This is a genomic window from Bordetella parapertussis, from assembly GCF_020735925.1.
In the GTDB taxonomy this organism is placed as follows: domain Bacteria; phylum Pseudomonadota; class Gammaproteobacteria; order Burkholderiales; family Burkholderiaceae_B; genus Bordetella; species Bordetella pertussis.
In genome coordinates this window covers 4,219,529-4,231,901 of record NZ_CP085971.1, presented here as the reverse complement: position 1 = coordinate 4,231,901, position 12,373 = coordinate 4,219,529, and the positions used below count along the sequence as shown (strand labels likewise).

The following is a 12,373-nucleotide window of genomic DNA, read 5'->3' as shown; positions in this document are numbered from 1 at the left end:
TGGCGGTCGGTCATGCGGTTTCCGCGTAGAGTTCCCGGCCGATCAGCATGCGGCGGATCTCGCTGGTGCCGGCGCCGATCTCGTACAGCTTGGCGTCGCGCCACATGCGTCCGACCGGATATTCATTGATATAGCCGTTGCCGCCCAGGATCTGCACGCCCTCGCCGGCCATCCAGGTGGCCTTCTCGGCCGTGTACAGGATCAGGGCCGCGCAGTCCTTGCGCACCTGGCGCACGTGGCCGGCGCCGAGCTGGTCGAGGTTGCGGCCGACCGCGTAGCAGAAGGCGCGGCTGGCCTGCAGCACGCTGTACATGTCGGCGATCTTGCCCTGGATGAGCTGGAACTCGCCGATGGCCTGGCCGAATTGCTTGCGGTCGTGGATATAGGGCACCACCACGTCCATCACGCCCTGCATGATGCCCAGCGGCCCGCCCGACAGCACGGCGCGTTCGTAGTCCAGCCCGCTCATCAGCACGCGCACGCCGCCATTGACCTGGCCCAGGACGTTTTCTTCCGGCACCTCGCAGTCTTCGAACACCAGCTCGCCGGTGTGGCTGCCGCGCATGCCCAGCTTGTCCAGCTTCTGCGCCACGGAGAAACCCTTGAAGCCCTTTTCGACCAGGAAGGCGGTGATGCCGCGCTGGTGCGCTTCGGGATCGGTCTTGGCGTAGACCACCAGCGTATCGGCGTCGGGGCCGTTGGTGATCCACATCTTGGTGCCGTTGAGCACGTAGCGGTCGCCCTTCCTGTCGGCGCGCAGGCGCATGCTGACCACATCGGACCCCGTGCCCGGCTCGCTCATGGCCAGCGCGTCCACGTGTTCGCCGCTGACCAGCTTGGGCAGGTAGCGGGCCTTCTGGGCCTCGCTGCCGTTGCGGAAAATCTGGTTGACGCACAGGTTGGAGTGCGCGCCGTAGGACAGCGCCACCGAGGCGCTGGCGCGCGAGATTTCCTCCATGACCACCATGTGGGCCAGATAGCCCAGCCCGGTTCCGCCGTATTCGTCGCTGACCGTCATGCCCAGCACGCCCAGGTCGCCGAATTTGCGCCACAGGTCCATGGGGAACTGATCGCTGCGGTCGATCTCGGCCGCGCGGGGCGCGATCTCGGCGTTGGCGAAAGTGCGCACCGCGTCGCGCAGCATATCCAGGTCTTCGCCCAGATTGAAATTAAGACCGGGAATGTCCATGGGTGTCTCCGTGATAGTGAGCACTTACGCCTTTAGCGGGGCCGGGTGCACCCCGGATCGGGATTGCAGCTAGCCACATCATGCGCCGCCGCGTGGGCCCGGGCAATGATGCAGCGCAAATATTACGTTTACGTAAACGTAAAGTTGAGTCGGGTTTTCCCTAGCAATTTCATGTGCGGGCACCGCCATGGGCGCGGCCGTGCGGACTTACTGTTTCTGCGCCAGCAGGCGCTGGCATTGCAATTCCTGCTGGGAGATTTCGGCCAGGGTATCTTCGATGTCGCGCTGCTGCTGCTCCAGGGTGGCGCGGTGCTGGGCGAGTATGGTCAGGTAGTGGCGCAGTTGCGGGGCGGTGTCGCCCGGGCCATCGTACATGTCGATCAGGCTGCGGATCTCCGACAGCAACAGGCCCAGCCGCTTGCCGCGCAGGGCCAGCTTCAGGCGCGCGCGGTCGCGCGTGCTGTAGACGCGGTTGCGGCCATCGCGCAAAGGGCTGACGATGCCCTGGTCTTCGTAGAAACGAATCGTGCGTGGCGTAATGTCGAACTCGCGTGCGAGTTCGGAGATGGTCCAGGTAGACATGAGCGTTTGGCAGTTTACGTAAACGTAAATTATGATGAGTTGAAGCAGGCGTCAAGCCAATACAGGGAGAGGCAATGAATCCGAACGAGCAGAAACTGCAGTATCCGTGGGACCAGACACAACCCGAGCCCGGCGTGGCCCTCGTGGTGGCCGAAGGGGTGAAGTGGATACGGATGCCGCTGCCGTTCGCCCTGGACCACATCAACCTGTGGCTGCTGCGTGACGAGATCGACGGCCGCCAGGGCTGGACCATTGTCGATTGCGGCATCGCGCGCGACGAAGTGAAGACGATCTGGGAGCAGGTGTTCGAGAACGAACTGGAAGGCCTGCCGGTGCTGCGCGTGCTGGTGACCCACATGCACCCCGACCACATCGGGCTGGCGCACTGGCTGTGCGAGCGCTGGAATGCGCCGCTGTGGATCAGCATGACCGATTTCATGGTGGCCAGCCTGTGGTCGCGGCGTACCGATGGCGGCGCCTCGGGCGGCCAGGCCGCGGTCGAGCACTTTGCCCGCCACGGGCTGACCGACACGGATGCGCAGGAGCAGATCCGCCAGCGCGCCGGCTATTACCCCAACCTGGTGCCCGCCGTGCCGTCGCGCTACACGCGCCTGCTGCATGGCGACGAGGTCGCCATCGGCGGACACCCCTGGCGCGTCATCGTGGGTTATGGGCATGCGCCCGAGCATGTGTCCCTGTTCAGCCCCGCGCACAAGGTGCTGATCTCGGGCGACATGGTGCTGCCGCGCATTTCGACCAACGTCAGCGTGTTCGACCACGAGCCGGACGCCAATCCGCTGCCGCTGTACTTGCGCTCGCTCGATCGCTACGACGATCTGCCGGCCGATACCGTGGTGCTGCCTTCGCATGGCCGTCCGTTCGTCGGGCTGCACGAACGCATCGCCCAGCAGCACGCGCACCACGACGAGCGCCTGGCTGAAGTCCTGCAGGCCTGTGCGACGCCGCAGTCGACGGCCGATATCGTCCCGGTACTGTTCAAGCGCAAGCTGGACCTGCATCAGCTGACCTTCGCCATGGGCGAGGCACTGGCGCACCTGCACGCGCTGTATTTCGAAGGCAAGCTCAAGCGCCGCACCGATGCCGACGGCATCGTGCGTTTCCAGGCGGCGTAGCGGGCGCGCCTGCTGCGGGCAGGCTAGCGGCTGGCGGTTGCCAGCCGCAGCGCCAGGCCGATGAATACCAGCCCGGCCAGGCGGTTGAGCCAGCGCTGGGCGCGCGCCGAGCGCTGCAGCAAGCGGCCGAAGCCGCCCGAGAACACGGCGATCGCGCCGAACACCAGCAGCGTGGCCAGCATGAAGACCGCACCCAGCTCGACGATCTGCCAGCCCATGGGCCCAGCCTCGGGCCGCGTGAACTGGGGCAGGAACGCGAAGAAGAACAACAGCACCTTGGGATTGGCGAGGTTCATGATGATGCCGCGCCGGTACAGCGCGCCGCGCGCCAGCGGCTCGGGCCGCTGTCCGCCGCCGCCGCCCGCGGGCGCGCGCAATACCTGCCAGGCGAGGTAGGCCAGGTAGGCGGCCCCTGCCAGCTTCAGCGCCGTGAAGGCGGCCGGCGAGGCGGCGAATACGGCGGCCAGCCCGACCGCCACCGCGGCGGTGTGGCCCAGCAGGCCGGTGCATAGCCCCAGCACGACGAACAGCCCCGCGGCCCGGCCCCAGATGGCCGATTGCATCAGCACGAACAGATTGTCCGGGCCGGGCGTCAGCGCCAGCAGGACGGCGATGCCGAAAAACGCGGTCAAGGTGTCGAAAGGCAGCATGGTGGCGGCTCGAGGGCAAGCGCCCGCCCGTGGCGGGCCGTCACTGGCATCATACGGGCAAACCCGCTGCCGCATGAGCTGATTGCCCGCGGTAATGACGGGGTGCGGTACGCTTCGCATTCAAAGGCCGGCCGCCGCCGCCCTCGTCCCGCCCGCTACTTGCCTACCCGAACATGACCGACGAATCCCGCCACATCGACACCCTGCTCCAGCACCTGGGCACCGCGCCCTTCGACCCCGATACCGGCGCCGCCCCGGTCAACCTGCCGTCGATGCGCGCCAGCACGGTGCGCTTTCGTGACCTGGCCGCGCTGGAACAGGCGCAGCGCCGCAAGGCCGGCGGCGACCGGGCCGTGACCTATGGCCGGATGGGCATGGATACGCATGCGGCGCTGGAACACGTGTTCAAGGAGCTGGAAGCCGGCACGCACTGCTACCTGGCGTCTTCGGGCATGGGCGCCGTCACGATGGCGTTTCTGTCGCTGCTGTCGGCCGGCGAGCATGCGCTGGTGGCCGATTGCGTCTATGGCCCGGTCTACGAACTGGACAACGCGGTGCTCAAGCGCATGGGTATCGAGCTGACCTTCTTCGCGCCCGGCGACGACCTGCAGGCGCTGGTGCGTCCCAACACCCGCCTGCTGTATGTCGAGTCGCCGGGGTCGCTGCTGTTCCAGATGCTGGATCTGCTCGCGCTGGCCGAGTTCGCGCGCCGCAACCAGCTGGTGCTGGCCACCGACAACACCTGGGGCTCGGGCTACATCTATCGCCCGCTGGAACTGGGCGCGCAGGTTTCGGTGATCGCCGGCACCAAGTACGTGGGCGGCCACTCCGACCTGATGCTGGGCGCGGTGGTTACCAATGACGAGGCCGTGGCGCAGCGCCTGAACCGCACGCAGTACGCCATGGGCTACTCGGTCAGCGCCGACGATGCCTGGCTGGCGTTGCGCGGCGTGCGTACGCTGCCGATACGCATGGCCCAGCACGCGCGCCACGCCCAGCGCGTGTGCGAGTTCCTGCAGGGCCGTCCCGAGGTCGCGCGCATCTACCATCCGGCCTGGCCTCAGGACCCCGGCCACGCGCTGTGGCTGCGCGACTGCTCCGGCTCCAACGGCATGCTGGCGGTCGAGCTGCGCCTGTCGCAGCCCGCGGCGCGCGTGTTCGTCGAGTCGCTGCAGCTGTTCGGCATCGGCTTCTCGTGGGGCGGCTTCGAAAGCCTGGTGCAGCTGGTCACGCCCGGGGAGCTGGCCCGCCACTACTATTGGCAGGGCGGCGGCAATGCGCTGGTGCGGCTGCATATCGGGCTGGAGTCGCCCGAGGATGTCATTGCCGACCTGACCCAGGCGCTGGCGCGCGCAGCCTCGGCCTGAGAACGGCGCGGCCCCATCAACGACAAAGCCTCCGCATGGACGGAGGCTTTGTGGCGTCGGGGGCGGCCGGGGCCGCCCTGCCTACTTGCGGGACTGGACGATGAGCTGGTCCACCACCTTCAGGGCGCCGGCGTAGTCGTTGCCGGCCAGCACGGGCGAAGTCATGTAGCGGCCGCCCACGGCAAAAGCCGGGGTGCCATCGATATGGGCGGCCTCGGCCAGCTGGGAGGCGCGCTGCACCTGCGTCTGCACGCTGAACGAATCGAATACCGAATCGAACTTGGCGCGGTCCACGCCCTGGCTGGCGGCCCATTCGCCCATGGCTTTCTTGTCGAACAGGCGCTTGCGCTCGGTGTGGATGGCGGTAAAGACCTTGGGGTGCAGGTCGGGGCGCTCGAGCGCCTGCAGCGTGTAGTAGAGCTGTTGCAGCGGCTTCATGCCGGCGTTGAAGGCGATGGGCACCTGCTTGAGCACCACGTCCTGGGGCGCGGTCTTGGCCCAGTCCTCGACCATGGGTTCGATGGCGGCGCAGTGCGGGCAGGTGTAGGCGAAGAACTCCAGGACTTCGATCTTGCCCGGGGTGTCGGACGGCATCGGCGGGTTGATGTTCACGTACTGCTGCGCGCCCTGGGCCTGGGTGGCGGGCGCGAACAGGGTCGTCGCGGCCAGGGCGGCGGCGGCCAGGAGACGGGTAAACGTGGTCGACTGCATCTCGAATTCCTGAGTTAAAGCGTTACAGACTGCGGATGCCGCGGGGAAGTTCCATGGCGATTCATTGTCGCACCACCGCGGATTTGATGTCGTTCTCGCCCAGCCTGCTGCGGGCGCGATTCATGTCGTCCAGGCGTCCGAATGGACCGACGCGCACCCGGTTGACCTGTACGCCGTTGACTTCGGCGCGCTGCATGACCACCGGCAATCCCAGCAGGATGATGCGCGCCCGCAGGGCTTCGGCGTCTTCGAGCACCCGATAGGCGCCGGCCTGCAGGAAATAGGTGCCGGATGCCGGCGCGGCCGGCGTTGCGCTGGCCGCGGGGGCGGCCGGCTTGGCGGACTTGGCCGCCGGGGCGGGCGTGGCGGCGGGGGCGGGAGCGCGGTCCAGGTTGGGCAGGGTGGCGATCAGCGCACCCAGGTCGTCCGGTTGCCTGGACGGCGCGCCGGGCGTTACGCCAGGCAGCGGCGACGGCGCGGTGGCGGTCGGTCCGGTGGGCGGCGTGCCGGCTGCCCCGTCCCGTCCGTACAACCCCTGGTTGGGGTCGGGCGCGTTGCGCGGATCGGGCAGCTTGCCTTGGTCGGGCTGGCGGGTGGCCCGGTCGACGAACGGCATGGGCGCCTTGGTCACGTAGAACGCGACAGCGGCGGCGACGATCAGGCCGATCAGCAGGCCGGCCAGCACACCGTACATGGTGCTGCCGCGCTCCTTGGAGCGCCGGGTCGATTTACGCTTGGTGGCCATGTGCGGGGGTTACATCCGGTCCGGGGCCGAGACGCCCAGCAGGGCCAGGCCGTTGGCCAGCACCTGGCGCGTGGTCGCGGCCAGCCGCAGGCGCGCCAGCTTCAGGGCTGGTTCGTCGACCAGCACCCGTTCGGCGTTGTACCAGGCGTGGAAGTCGGAGGCGCAATCGCGCAGCCAGAACGCCACGTGGTGCGGCGCCAGCTCTTGCGCGGCCAGCGCCACCACCTGGGGAAACTCGGCCAGGCGCTGCAGCAGCGCGTATTCGGACGGCGCGGTCAGCAGCGCCGTGTCGGCCTGCGCGATCTCTGCAGCGCTCGCGCCCGAATTGCCGATCATGGTGCAGATGCGGGCGTGCGCGTACTGGATGTAGTAGACCGGATTCTCGTCGCTCTTGGACAGGGCCAGGTCGATGTCGAACACGAACTCCGTATCGGCGCGGCGCTGGATCAGGAAATAGCGCACCGCGTCGCGGCCGACCCAGTCGATCAGGTCGCGCATGGTGACGTAGCTGCCGGCGCGCTTGGAAATCTTGACCTCCTCGCCGCCGCGCATCACCTTGACCATCTTGTGCAGCACGTAGGCCGGGAAATCCTTGGGGATGCCGGCTTCCAGCCCCTGCAGGCCGGCGCGCACGCGCGCCACGGTGCCGTGGTGGTCGCTGCCCTGGATATTGACCGCGTGGTGAAAGCCGCGCTCCCACTTGACCTTGTGATAGGCCACGTCGGGCACGAAGTAGGTATAGCCGCCCTCGCTCTTGCGCATCACGCGGTCTTTGTCGTCGCCGGTGCCCAGCTCGGTGGTGCGCAGCCACAGCGCGCCGCCTTCCTCGTAGGTGTGGCCCTTGGCGACCAGCGTGTCGACCGTTTCCTGGACGCGGCCCGAGGCGTACAGGCTGCTTTCCAGGAAGTAGTTGTCGAAGGCCAGGCCGAAAGCCTGCAGGTCCAGGTCCTGCTCGCGGCGCAGGTAAGCGACGGCGAAGGCGCGGATATCGTCCAGGCTGTCGAGATCGCCGGTGGCCGTGACCGGCTGTCCGTCGGAGGCCTGCACCGACTTGCGCGCCGCGAAATCGCGCGCGATTTCGACGATGTAGTCGCCCTTGTAGCCGTCGGTGGGGTAGTCCGGCGCGTCCGGCGCGATGCCGCGGCCGCGCGCCTGCACGCTGATGGCCAGGTTGTCGATCTGGTTGCCGGCATCGTTGTAGTAGAACTCGCGAGTGACGTCCCAGCCGCTGGCGTCATACAGGCGGCAGATGGCATCGCCCAGCGCTGCCTGGCGGGCATGGCCGACGTGCAGCGGGCCGGTCGGGTTGGCCGAGACGAACTCGACCAGTACTTTCTCGCCATTGCGCGGCGCGCGGCCGTAGGCGTCGGCCTGGCTGGCCACTGCCTGTACCACCGCCTGCCGGGCAGCTGGGGTGAGGCGGAAATTGATGAAGCCCGGGCCGGCGATCTCGGCATCCTGGATCAGTTCGCGCGCCTGCGGCTGCGCCATCAGCGCATCGACGATGCCCTGGGCCAGCTCGCGCGGGTTGCGGCGCGCCGGCTTGGCCAGCTGCATGGCCACGTTGGTGGCGATATCGCCGTGCGCCGCGACCTTGGGGCGCTCGAGCTGGACTTGGGCTTGCGCCTCGGGCAGGCATTGCGCGACGGCGGCCTGGATCAGGGAAATCAGTTGTTTTTGTTGCTCGAGGAGCATGGGCAATCGGCAGAATGGTAAGTGGCGGCGGCAGGTCTGGCGCGCCGCGGGGCGGGCGGACCCGCCGGGCGGCCGCCCTGGCGTCTGGCGGAGGTGTCCGCGCAAGCGGGACGGTCGGCGACGCGGGACGTACCGGCAGTCATGACGGTCATGGAAGATGCCTAGATCATAGCTGAATTGGGCTGCAATCCGGCCGTCCGGGACCGCATCGGGGTGTCGGGCCGTGCAGTTGGCAGTCCGCGCAGCTTGCGGTAGTGTATGAAATTATCCGTATGGGAGTCCGCAACATGCTCATTACATTCCATTCCAAGGTCGCGGCCGAGGTTCTCATGCGCACCGACGATGCTGCGCCCCTGCTGCGCGCCGCCGGCAAGAGCTTTCGCGACGCTATTCCGGAGCGCGGCGTGTTCACCGCGGACCAGCTGCAATCGGCCATCACCGGGCTGGAGCGCGCCATTGCCGCCGCCGATCGCAGCCCGCCCGACGATGACGAGCCTCATCCCGACAAGGAGCCGGTGCATCCGATCGAGCTCGCCGTGGGCCTGCACCAGCGCGCCTTTCCGCTGCTGGACATGATGAGGAAGACTGCCGCGGCCGGGGCCGACCTGACCTGGGAAGTCTCGCGCGGCTGGTAGCGCAATGTCGCAAGCCTGACATTTTCCGCGCGGGTTCTTGCGCATACTGTGCGCAGGGATGCCCCCGCGCCACCACCAGGAGATCCGTCGATGCGCAGCGAAGTGACCGTTGTTTTCGATGCCCGCCGCACCGTCGACCTGAGCGTCGACGTCGAACCCTCGGTGCAGGCGGCCGCCGCCGCGCGCGACTGGTTCGACAGTGCCTGGGAAATGCTCGGCTGCGAGCCGCTGCGCCCCAGCGGCAAGGTGCTGTTGCTGGACAAGATCCTGGGCGTGGCCGATGCGCTGGGCTACGACACCCTGTCGGGCGACGCCAAGGAAAGCCGCGAGTTCGCCGAACAGGCCGCGCTGGCCCTGGGCAAGGCCCGCATCGTGGTGGATCTGCCCGGGCTGATTGTAGGCCATTAACCATACCCGGGAGCCTGTCCCCGCAGGGGGACTGGCTCCCGCAAACTTTGGGGAGCCTGTGTCCGCAGGGGGACTGGCTCCCGCAAACTTTGGGGAGCCTGTGTCCGCAGGGGGACTGGCTCCCGCAAACTTTGGGGAGCCTGTGTCCGCAGGGGGACTGGCTCCCGCAAACTTGGGGAGCCTGTGTCCGCAGGGGGACAGGCACCCATGCTCCATCCGGGGACAGGCACCCGTCCTCCTTCAGCGTATCCCCGCGCGCATGAACGATTGCACGAACTGGCGCTGGAACAGCAGGAAGCCGACCAGCAGCGGCGCGGCCGACAGCAGCGTGGCGGCGGTGATGACCGACCAGTCGATGCCCTGGTCGGTCGACGAGAACACCTGCAGGCCGACGGTGAGCGGGCGCGATTCGACCGAGTTGGTGATGATCAGCGGCCACAGGAAGTTGTTCCAGTGGTGGCTGACCGATACCAGGCCGTAGGCCACGTAGATGGGACGCGCCAGCGGCACATAGACTTTCATGAGCACTTGCCAGGGGCTGGCGCCCTCGACCCGCGCCGCTTCCTCCAGTTCGCGCGGCACGGTCTTGAAGGTCTGGCGCAGCAGGAAGATGCCGAAGGCCGAGGCGAAGTACGGCAAGCCGACCGCGAACACCGTATCGCGCACCCCCAGCAGGCTCATCGAGCGGTAGTTCTCCACCAGCAGCACGTCCGGCATCACCATCAGCTGCAGCAGCACCAGCATGAACACGAAGTCGCGGCCGCGGAACTCGAAGCGCGCGAAGGCGTAGCCCGCCAACGTGGACAGCACCAGCTGCGCGGCCAGCACCATGGTGACCAGCAGGAAGGTGTTGAGAAAATAGCGCGGAAACGGCGCGGCGTTCCAGGCGCGCGCGAAGTTCTCCAGCGTCAGCGGGGCCAGCAGGTCGAAGCGCGTGGCGTAGGCCGGCGGATGAAACGCCGCCCAGGCCGCGTAGGCCAGCGGCAGTATCCACAGCAGGCCCAGCAGCCAGGCCCCGAGCGTATCCAGCGTGCGGTTCATTGATAGTGTGTCCTGCGGTCCAGCCAGCGGAACTTGATGAGCGCGGTGGCCGCCAGCACGGCAAGCAGCACCACGGTCAGCGTGGCCGCGTAGGCGGTGTCCCAGAAGCTGAAACCGACCTGATAGATGTAGAACAGCAGCAGCGTGCTGGCGTTATCGGGGCCGCCGCGTGTCATGACCACGACGTGGTCGACCAGCCGGAACGCATTGATCAGGGCGTTGACCAGCACGAACAGCGTCGTGGGCATCAGCAGCGGCCACAGCACGCGCCGGAAATACTGCCAGCGCGAGGCGCCTTCGAGCATGGCGGCCTCGCGCAGCGAGGGCGACACCGTCTGCAGGGCGGCCAGGTAGAAGATCATGAAAAAGCCCGACTCCTTCCACACGGTCACCATCATCAACGCCGGCAAGGCGGTGTCGCGGCTGCCCAGCCAGTTGGGGCCGGCCAGGCCGAACCACTGCATGACTTGCGCAATCAGTCCGTACTGCGGCGTGTAGAAGAACAGCCAGATATTGGCCACCGCCACCATGGGCAGCACGGTGGGGGTGAAGTACGCCATGCGCAGGAAGCCGCGACCGTGCAGCTTGCCGTTGACCCACAGCGCCATGGCCAGCGCGATGGCGATCGAGGTCGGGATCGTACCCAGCGCGAACCACAGGTTGTTCCACAGCGACTGCCAGAACACCGGGTCGTCGCGCAGCAGCGCGTAGTTCTCCAGCCCCACGAAGCGCGCCGGCCGGCTGCCCTTGGGAGTGGAGAAGAAGCTGTGCCACAGCGTGGCCAGCGCCGGGTAGTGGGTGAAGGCGGCCAGCAGGACGACGGCTGGCAGCAACAGCAGCCAGCCGTACACCGCTTGCGTCGTGCGGCTCATGCGCTGCGCATCACTTGTACGAGCGCAGCACGCGATCGGCTTCGCGCTGCGCGTCCGTCAGGGCCTGCTGCGGCGTCTTGGAGCCGGTCAGCGCGGCCTGCAGCGCATCGTTGAGCACCTTGGTCACGCGCTGGTTCTCGTGGGTGGAGAACTCGGCCACGCTGACCTCCAGTTGGTCGCGCGCCACCGTGGCTGCCGGCACTTCCTGGGCGTACTTCTTCATGCGCTCGGTCTGCCAGGCGGCGGGCGTCACCGCCACGTAACCGGTGGCGATGCTCCAGTCGGTGGCGCGCTCGGGCGTGGTGGCCCATTGGGCGAACTTCAGCGCGGCCTGCTGCTGCGCCGGCGTGCCGCTCTTGAAGATGTAGAAGTTGCCGCCGCCGGTGGGGCTGCCGCCGCGTTTTTTCTTGGGCATCATCGCCACGCCGAACGGGAAGTCGGCGTTCTTGCGGATGTTGGTGAGATTGCCCGTGGTGGTCCAGACGATGGCGGCTTTCTTCTCGAGGAAGTCCTTGGGCGTGGTGCCCCAGTCGATGGTGCCCTTGGGCATGACGCCGTGCTTGACCGACAGATCCTGCCAGAACTGCGCCGCCTCGACCACGGCCGGCTTGTCCAGGTACACCTGGCTGCCTTCCTCGTTCATGAGGATGGCGTCGTTGGGCGTGGTCAGCGCCTGGAACAGCCAATAGGCGAAGGCGCCGCCCGACGGGATCTTGACCCCCCACTGCGAGACGTTGCCGTTGGCGTCCTTCTTGGTCAGCTTCTTGCCGTACTCGACCAGTTCGTCCCAGGTGGCCGGCGCGCGCTCGGGATCCAGGCCGGCTTCCTTGAACAGGTCCTTGTTGTAGTACATGACGATGGTCGAGCGCTGGAACGGCACGCCCCACACGTGGCCGCCGGTGCGGCTGTTCTGCATGACGGCGTCGTAGAAGCCGCCCAGCCATTTCTTGTCGGCATCGCTCTTGGCCAGGCCGTCGACGGGCACGATGGCGTCTTCGTCGATCAGCGTGAACATGTCGGTCGACAGCAGCACGGCCAGCTGCGGCGGCGTGCCGCCCTTCAACGCGGTCAGCGCCTTGGCGATCGAATCCTGGTAGGTGCCGGCGTAGATCGGCTTGATGCGGATATCGGGATTTTCCTTGTGGAAATCCGCCACCATGTCGTCGACGATCTTGGTGATGGGGCCGCCCACGGCCACCGGATAGTAGAACTCGACTTCGACGGGCTGTTGCGCCTGCGCCGGCAGCGCCAGGAAGGCACCGGCCAGGCCGGCGGCGAGGGTTTTGAGAACAATGCGTCGCATGGGGGCTTTCCTAAAAAATCGGCGCGCTGTGCGTCCGGTGGT

At 67.3% G+C, this 12,373-nt stretch carries 13 protein-coding genes; 4 read left to right on the top strand and 9 right to left on the bottom strand.

Annotated features, from left to right (window positions below; translation table 11 throughout):
- Nucleotides 1–10: 10 nt before the first annotated feature.
- Nucleotides 11–1,189: an isovaleryl-CoA dehydrogenase gene (locus tag LK409_RS20035; RefSeq protein ID WP_010929529.1), complete on the bottom strand. Its 1,179-nt coding sequence runs from the start codon at nt 1,187–1,189 to the stop codon at nt 11–13.
- 207 nt (nt 1,190–1,396) lie between these two features.
- A complete protein-coding gene (locus LK409_RS20030) occupies nt 1,397–1,771 on the bottom strand; it encodes a MerR family transcriptional regulator (RefSeq protein WP_010929528.1) in 375 nt (124 codons plus the stop codon).
- A 74-nt stretch (nt 1,772–1,845) separates the two neighbouring features.
- On the opposite strand from LK409_RS20030, the gene LK409_RS20025 reads away from it, so the two are divergent.
- Nucleotides 1,846–2,904 carry an MBL fold metallo-hydrolase gene (locus LK409_RS20025; protein WP_003815946.1) on the top strand — a complete coding sequence of 353 codons (1,059 nt, stop codon included), beginning with the start codon at nt 1,846–1,848 and terminating at the stop codon, nt 2,902–2,904.
- Nucleotides 2,905–2,927: 23 nt separating this feature from the next.
- Here the strand turns inward: LK409_RS20025 and LK409_RS20020 are convergent, their stop codons facing one another.
- On the bottom strand, nt 2,928–3,554 hold the full coding sequence (locus tag LK409_RS20020; protein WP_010929527.1) for a LysE family translocator: 627 nt from the start codon (nt 3,552–3,554) through the stop codon (nt 2,928–2,930).
- Between the two features lie 173 nt (nt 3,555–3,727).
- Between LK409_RS20020 and metC the strand changes: the two genes are divergently transcribed.
- A complete protein-coding gene (gene metC, locus LK409_RS20015) occupies nt 3,728–4,921 on the top strand; it encodes a cystathionine beta-lyase (RefSeq protein ID WP_010929526.1) in 1,194 nt (397 codons plus the stop codon).
- Between the two features lie 81 nt (nt 4,922–5,002).
- Here metC and LK409_RS20010 read toward each other — a convergent pair whose 3' ends face one another.
- From LK409_RS20010 to argS, 3 genes are all read right to left on the bottom strand, one after another.
- Entirely contained in the window at nt 5,003–5,632 is a 630-nt protein-coding gene (locus LK409_RS20010; protein ID WP_003815939.1) for a thiol:disulfide interchange protein DsbA/DsbL, read from the bottom strand.
- Nucleotides 5,633–5,693: 61 nt separating this feature from the next.
- Nucleotides 5,694–6,377 (bottom strand): SPOR domain-containing protein, encoded by a 684-nt coding sequence (locus LK409_RS20005; protein WP_010927242.1) that lies wholly within the window; start codon nt 6,375–6,377, stop codon nt 5,694–5,696.
- Nucleotides 6,378–6,386: 9 nt separating this feature from the next.
- Nucleotides 6,387–8,072 (bottom strand): arginine--tRNA ligase, encoded by a 1,686-nt coding sequence (gene argS, locus LK409_RS20000; RefSeq protein WP_010929524.1) that lies wholly within the window; start codon nt 8,070–8,072, stop codon nt 6,387–6,389.
- Nucleotides 8,073–8,359: 287 nt separating this feature from the next.
- On the opposite strand from argS, the gene LK409_RS19995 reads away from it, so the two are divergent.
- The gene (locus LK409_RS19995; RefSeq protein WP_003815933.1) at nt 8,360–8,707 is read left to right on the top strand and encodes a DUF1840 domain-containing protein; all 348 of its coding nucleotides are present in this window, start codon (nt 8,360–8,362) and stop codon (nt 8,705–8,707) included.
- 90 nt (nt 8,708–8,797) lie between these two features.
- The gene (locus LK409_RS19990; RefSeq protein WP_010929523.1) at nt 8,798–9,115 is read left to right on the top strand and encodes a hypothetical protein; all 318 of its coding nucleotides are present in this window, start codon (nt 8,798–8,800) and stop codon (nt 9,113–9,115) included.
- Between the two features lie 240 nt (nt 9,116–9,355).
- On the opposite strand, the gene LK409_RS19985 is transcribed toward LK409_RS19990, so the two are convergent.
- Genes LK409_RS19985 through LK409_RS19975 form a run of 3 tightly spaced genes read right to left on the bottom strand, consistent with a single transcriptional unit; the run spans nt 9,356 to nt 12,331 of the window.
- Entirely contained in the window at nt 9,356–10,156 is an 801-nt protein-coding gene (locus LK409_RS19985) for a carbohydrate ABC transporter permease (protein ID WP_003815929.1), read from the bottom strand.
- A complete protein-coding gene (locus LK409_RS19980; protein WP_003815927.1) occupies nt 10,153–11,028 on the bottom strand; it encodes a carbohydrate ABC transporter permease in 876 nt (291 codons plus the stop codon). The genes LK409_RS19985 and LK409_RS19980 overlap by 4 nt, the downstream gene beginning before the upstream one ends.
- Nucleotides 11,029–11,038: 10 nt before the next feature.
- Nucleotides 11,039–12,331, bottom strand: a complete 1,293-nt coding sequence (locus tag LK409_RS19975; RefSeq protein ID WP_010929522.1) for an ABC transporter substrate-binding protein — start codon at nt 12,329–12,331, stop codon at nt 11,039–11,041.
- Nucleotides 12,332–12,373 lie beyond the last annotated feature (42 nt).

What these genes read in the sequence shown, in the direction of transcription:
- LK409_RS20010 (WP_003815939.1), bottom strand. Translation starts at nt 5,632, where the DNA reads ATGCAGTCGACCACGTTTACCCGTCTCCTGGCCGCCGCCGCCCTGGCC.
- LK409_RS20025 (WP_003815946.1), top strand. Translation starts at nt 1,846, where the DNA reads ATGAATCCGAACGAGCAGAAACTGCAGTATCCGTGGGACCAGACACAA.
- metC (WP_010929526.1), top strand. Translation starts at nt 3,728, where the DNA reads ATGACCGACGAATCCCGCCACATCGACACCCTGCTCCAGCACCTGGGC.
- LK409_RS19980 (WP_003815927.1), bottom strand. Translation starts at nt 11,028, where the DNA reads ATGAGCCGCACGACGCAAGCGGTGTACGGCTGGCTGCTGTTGCTGCCA.
- LK409_RS19990 (WP_010929523.1), top strand. Translation starts at nt 8,798, where the DNA reads ATGCGCAGCGAAGTGACCGTTGTTTTCGATGCCCGCCGCACCGTCGAC.
- LK409_RS20030 (WP_010929528.1), bottom strand. Translation starts at nt 1,771, where the DNA reads ATGTCTACCTGGACCATCTCCGAACTCGCACGCGAGTTCGACATTACG.
- LK409_RS20035 (WP_010929529.1), bottom strand. Translation starts at nt 1,189, where the DNA reads ATGGACATTCCCGGTCTTAATTTCAATCTGGGCGAAGACCTGGATATG.
- argS (WP_010929524.1), bottom strand. Translation starts at nt 8,072, where the DNA reads ATGCTCCTCGAGCAACAAAAACAACTGATTTCCCTGATCCAGGCCGCC.
- LK409_RS19975 (WP_010929522.1), bottom strand. Translation starts at nt 12,331, where the DNA reads ATGCGACGCATTGTTCTCAAAACCCTCGCCGCCGGCCTGGCCGGTGCC.
- LK409_RS20020 (WP_010929527.1), bottom strand. Translation starts at nt 3,554, where the DNA reads ATGCTGCCTTTCGACACCTTGACCGCGTTTTTCGGCATCGCCGTCCTG.
- LK409_RS19985 (WP_003815929.1), bottom strand. Translation starts at nt 10,156, where the DNA reads ATGAACCGCACGCTGGATACGCTCGGGGCCTGGCTGCTGGGCCTGCTG.
- LK409_RS19995 (WP_003815933.1), top strand. Translation starts at nt 8,360, where the DNA reads ATGCTCATTACATTCCATTCCAAGGTCGCGGCCGAGGTTCTCATGCGC.
- LK409_RS20005 (WP_010927242.1), bottom strand. Translation starts at nt 6,377, where the DNA reads ATGGCCACCAAGCGTAAATCGACCCGGCGCTCCAAGGAGCGCGGCAGC.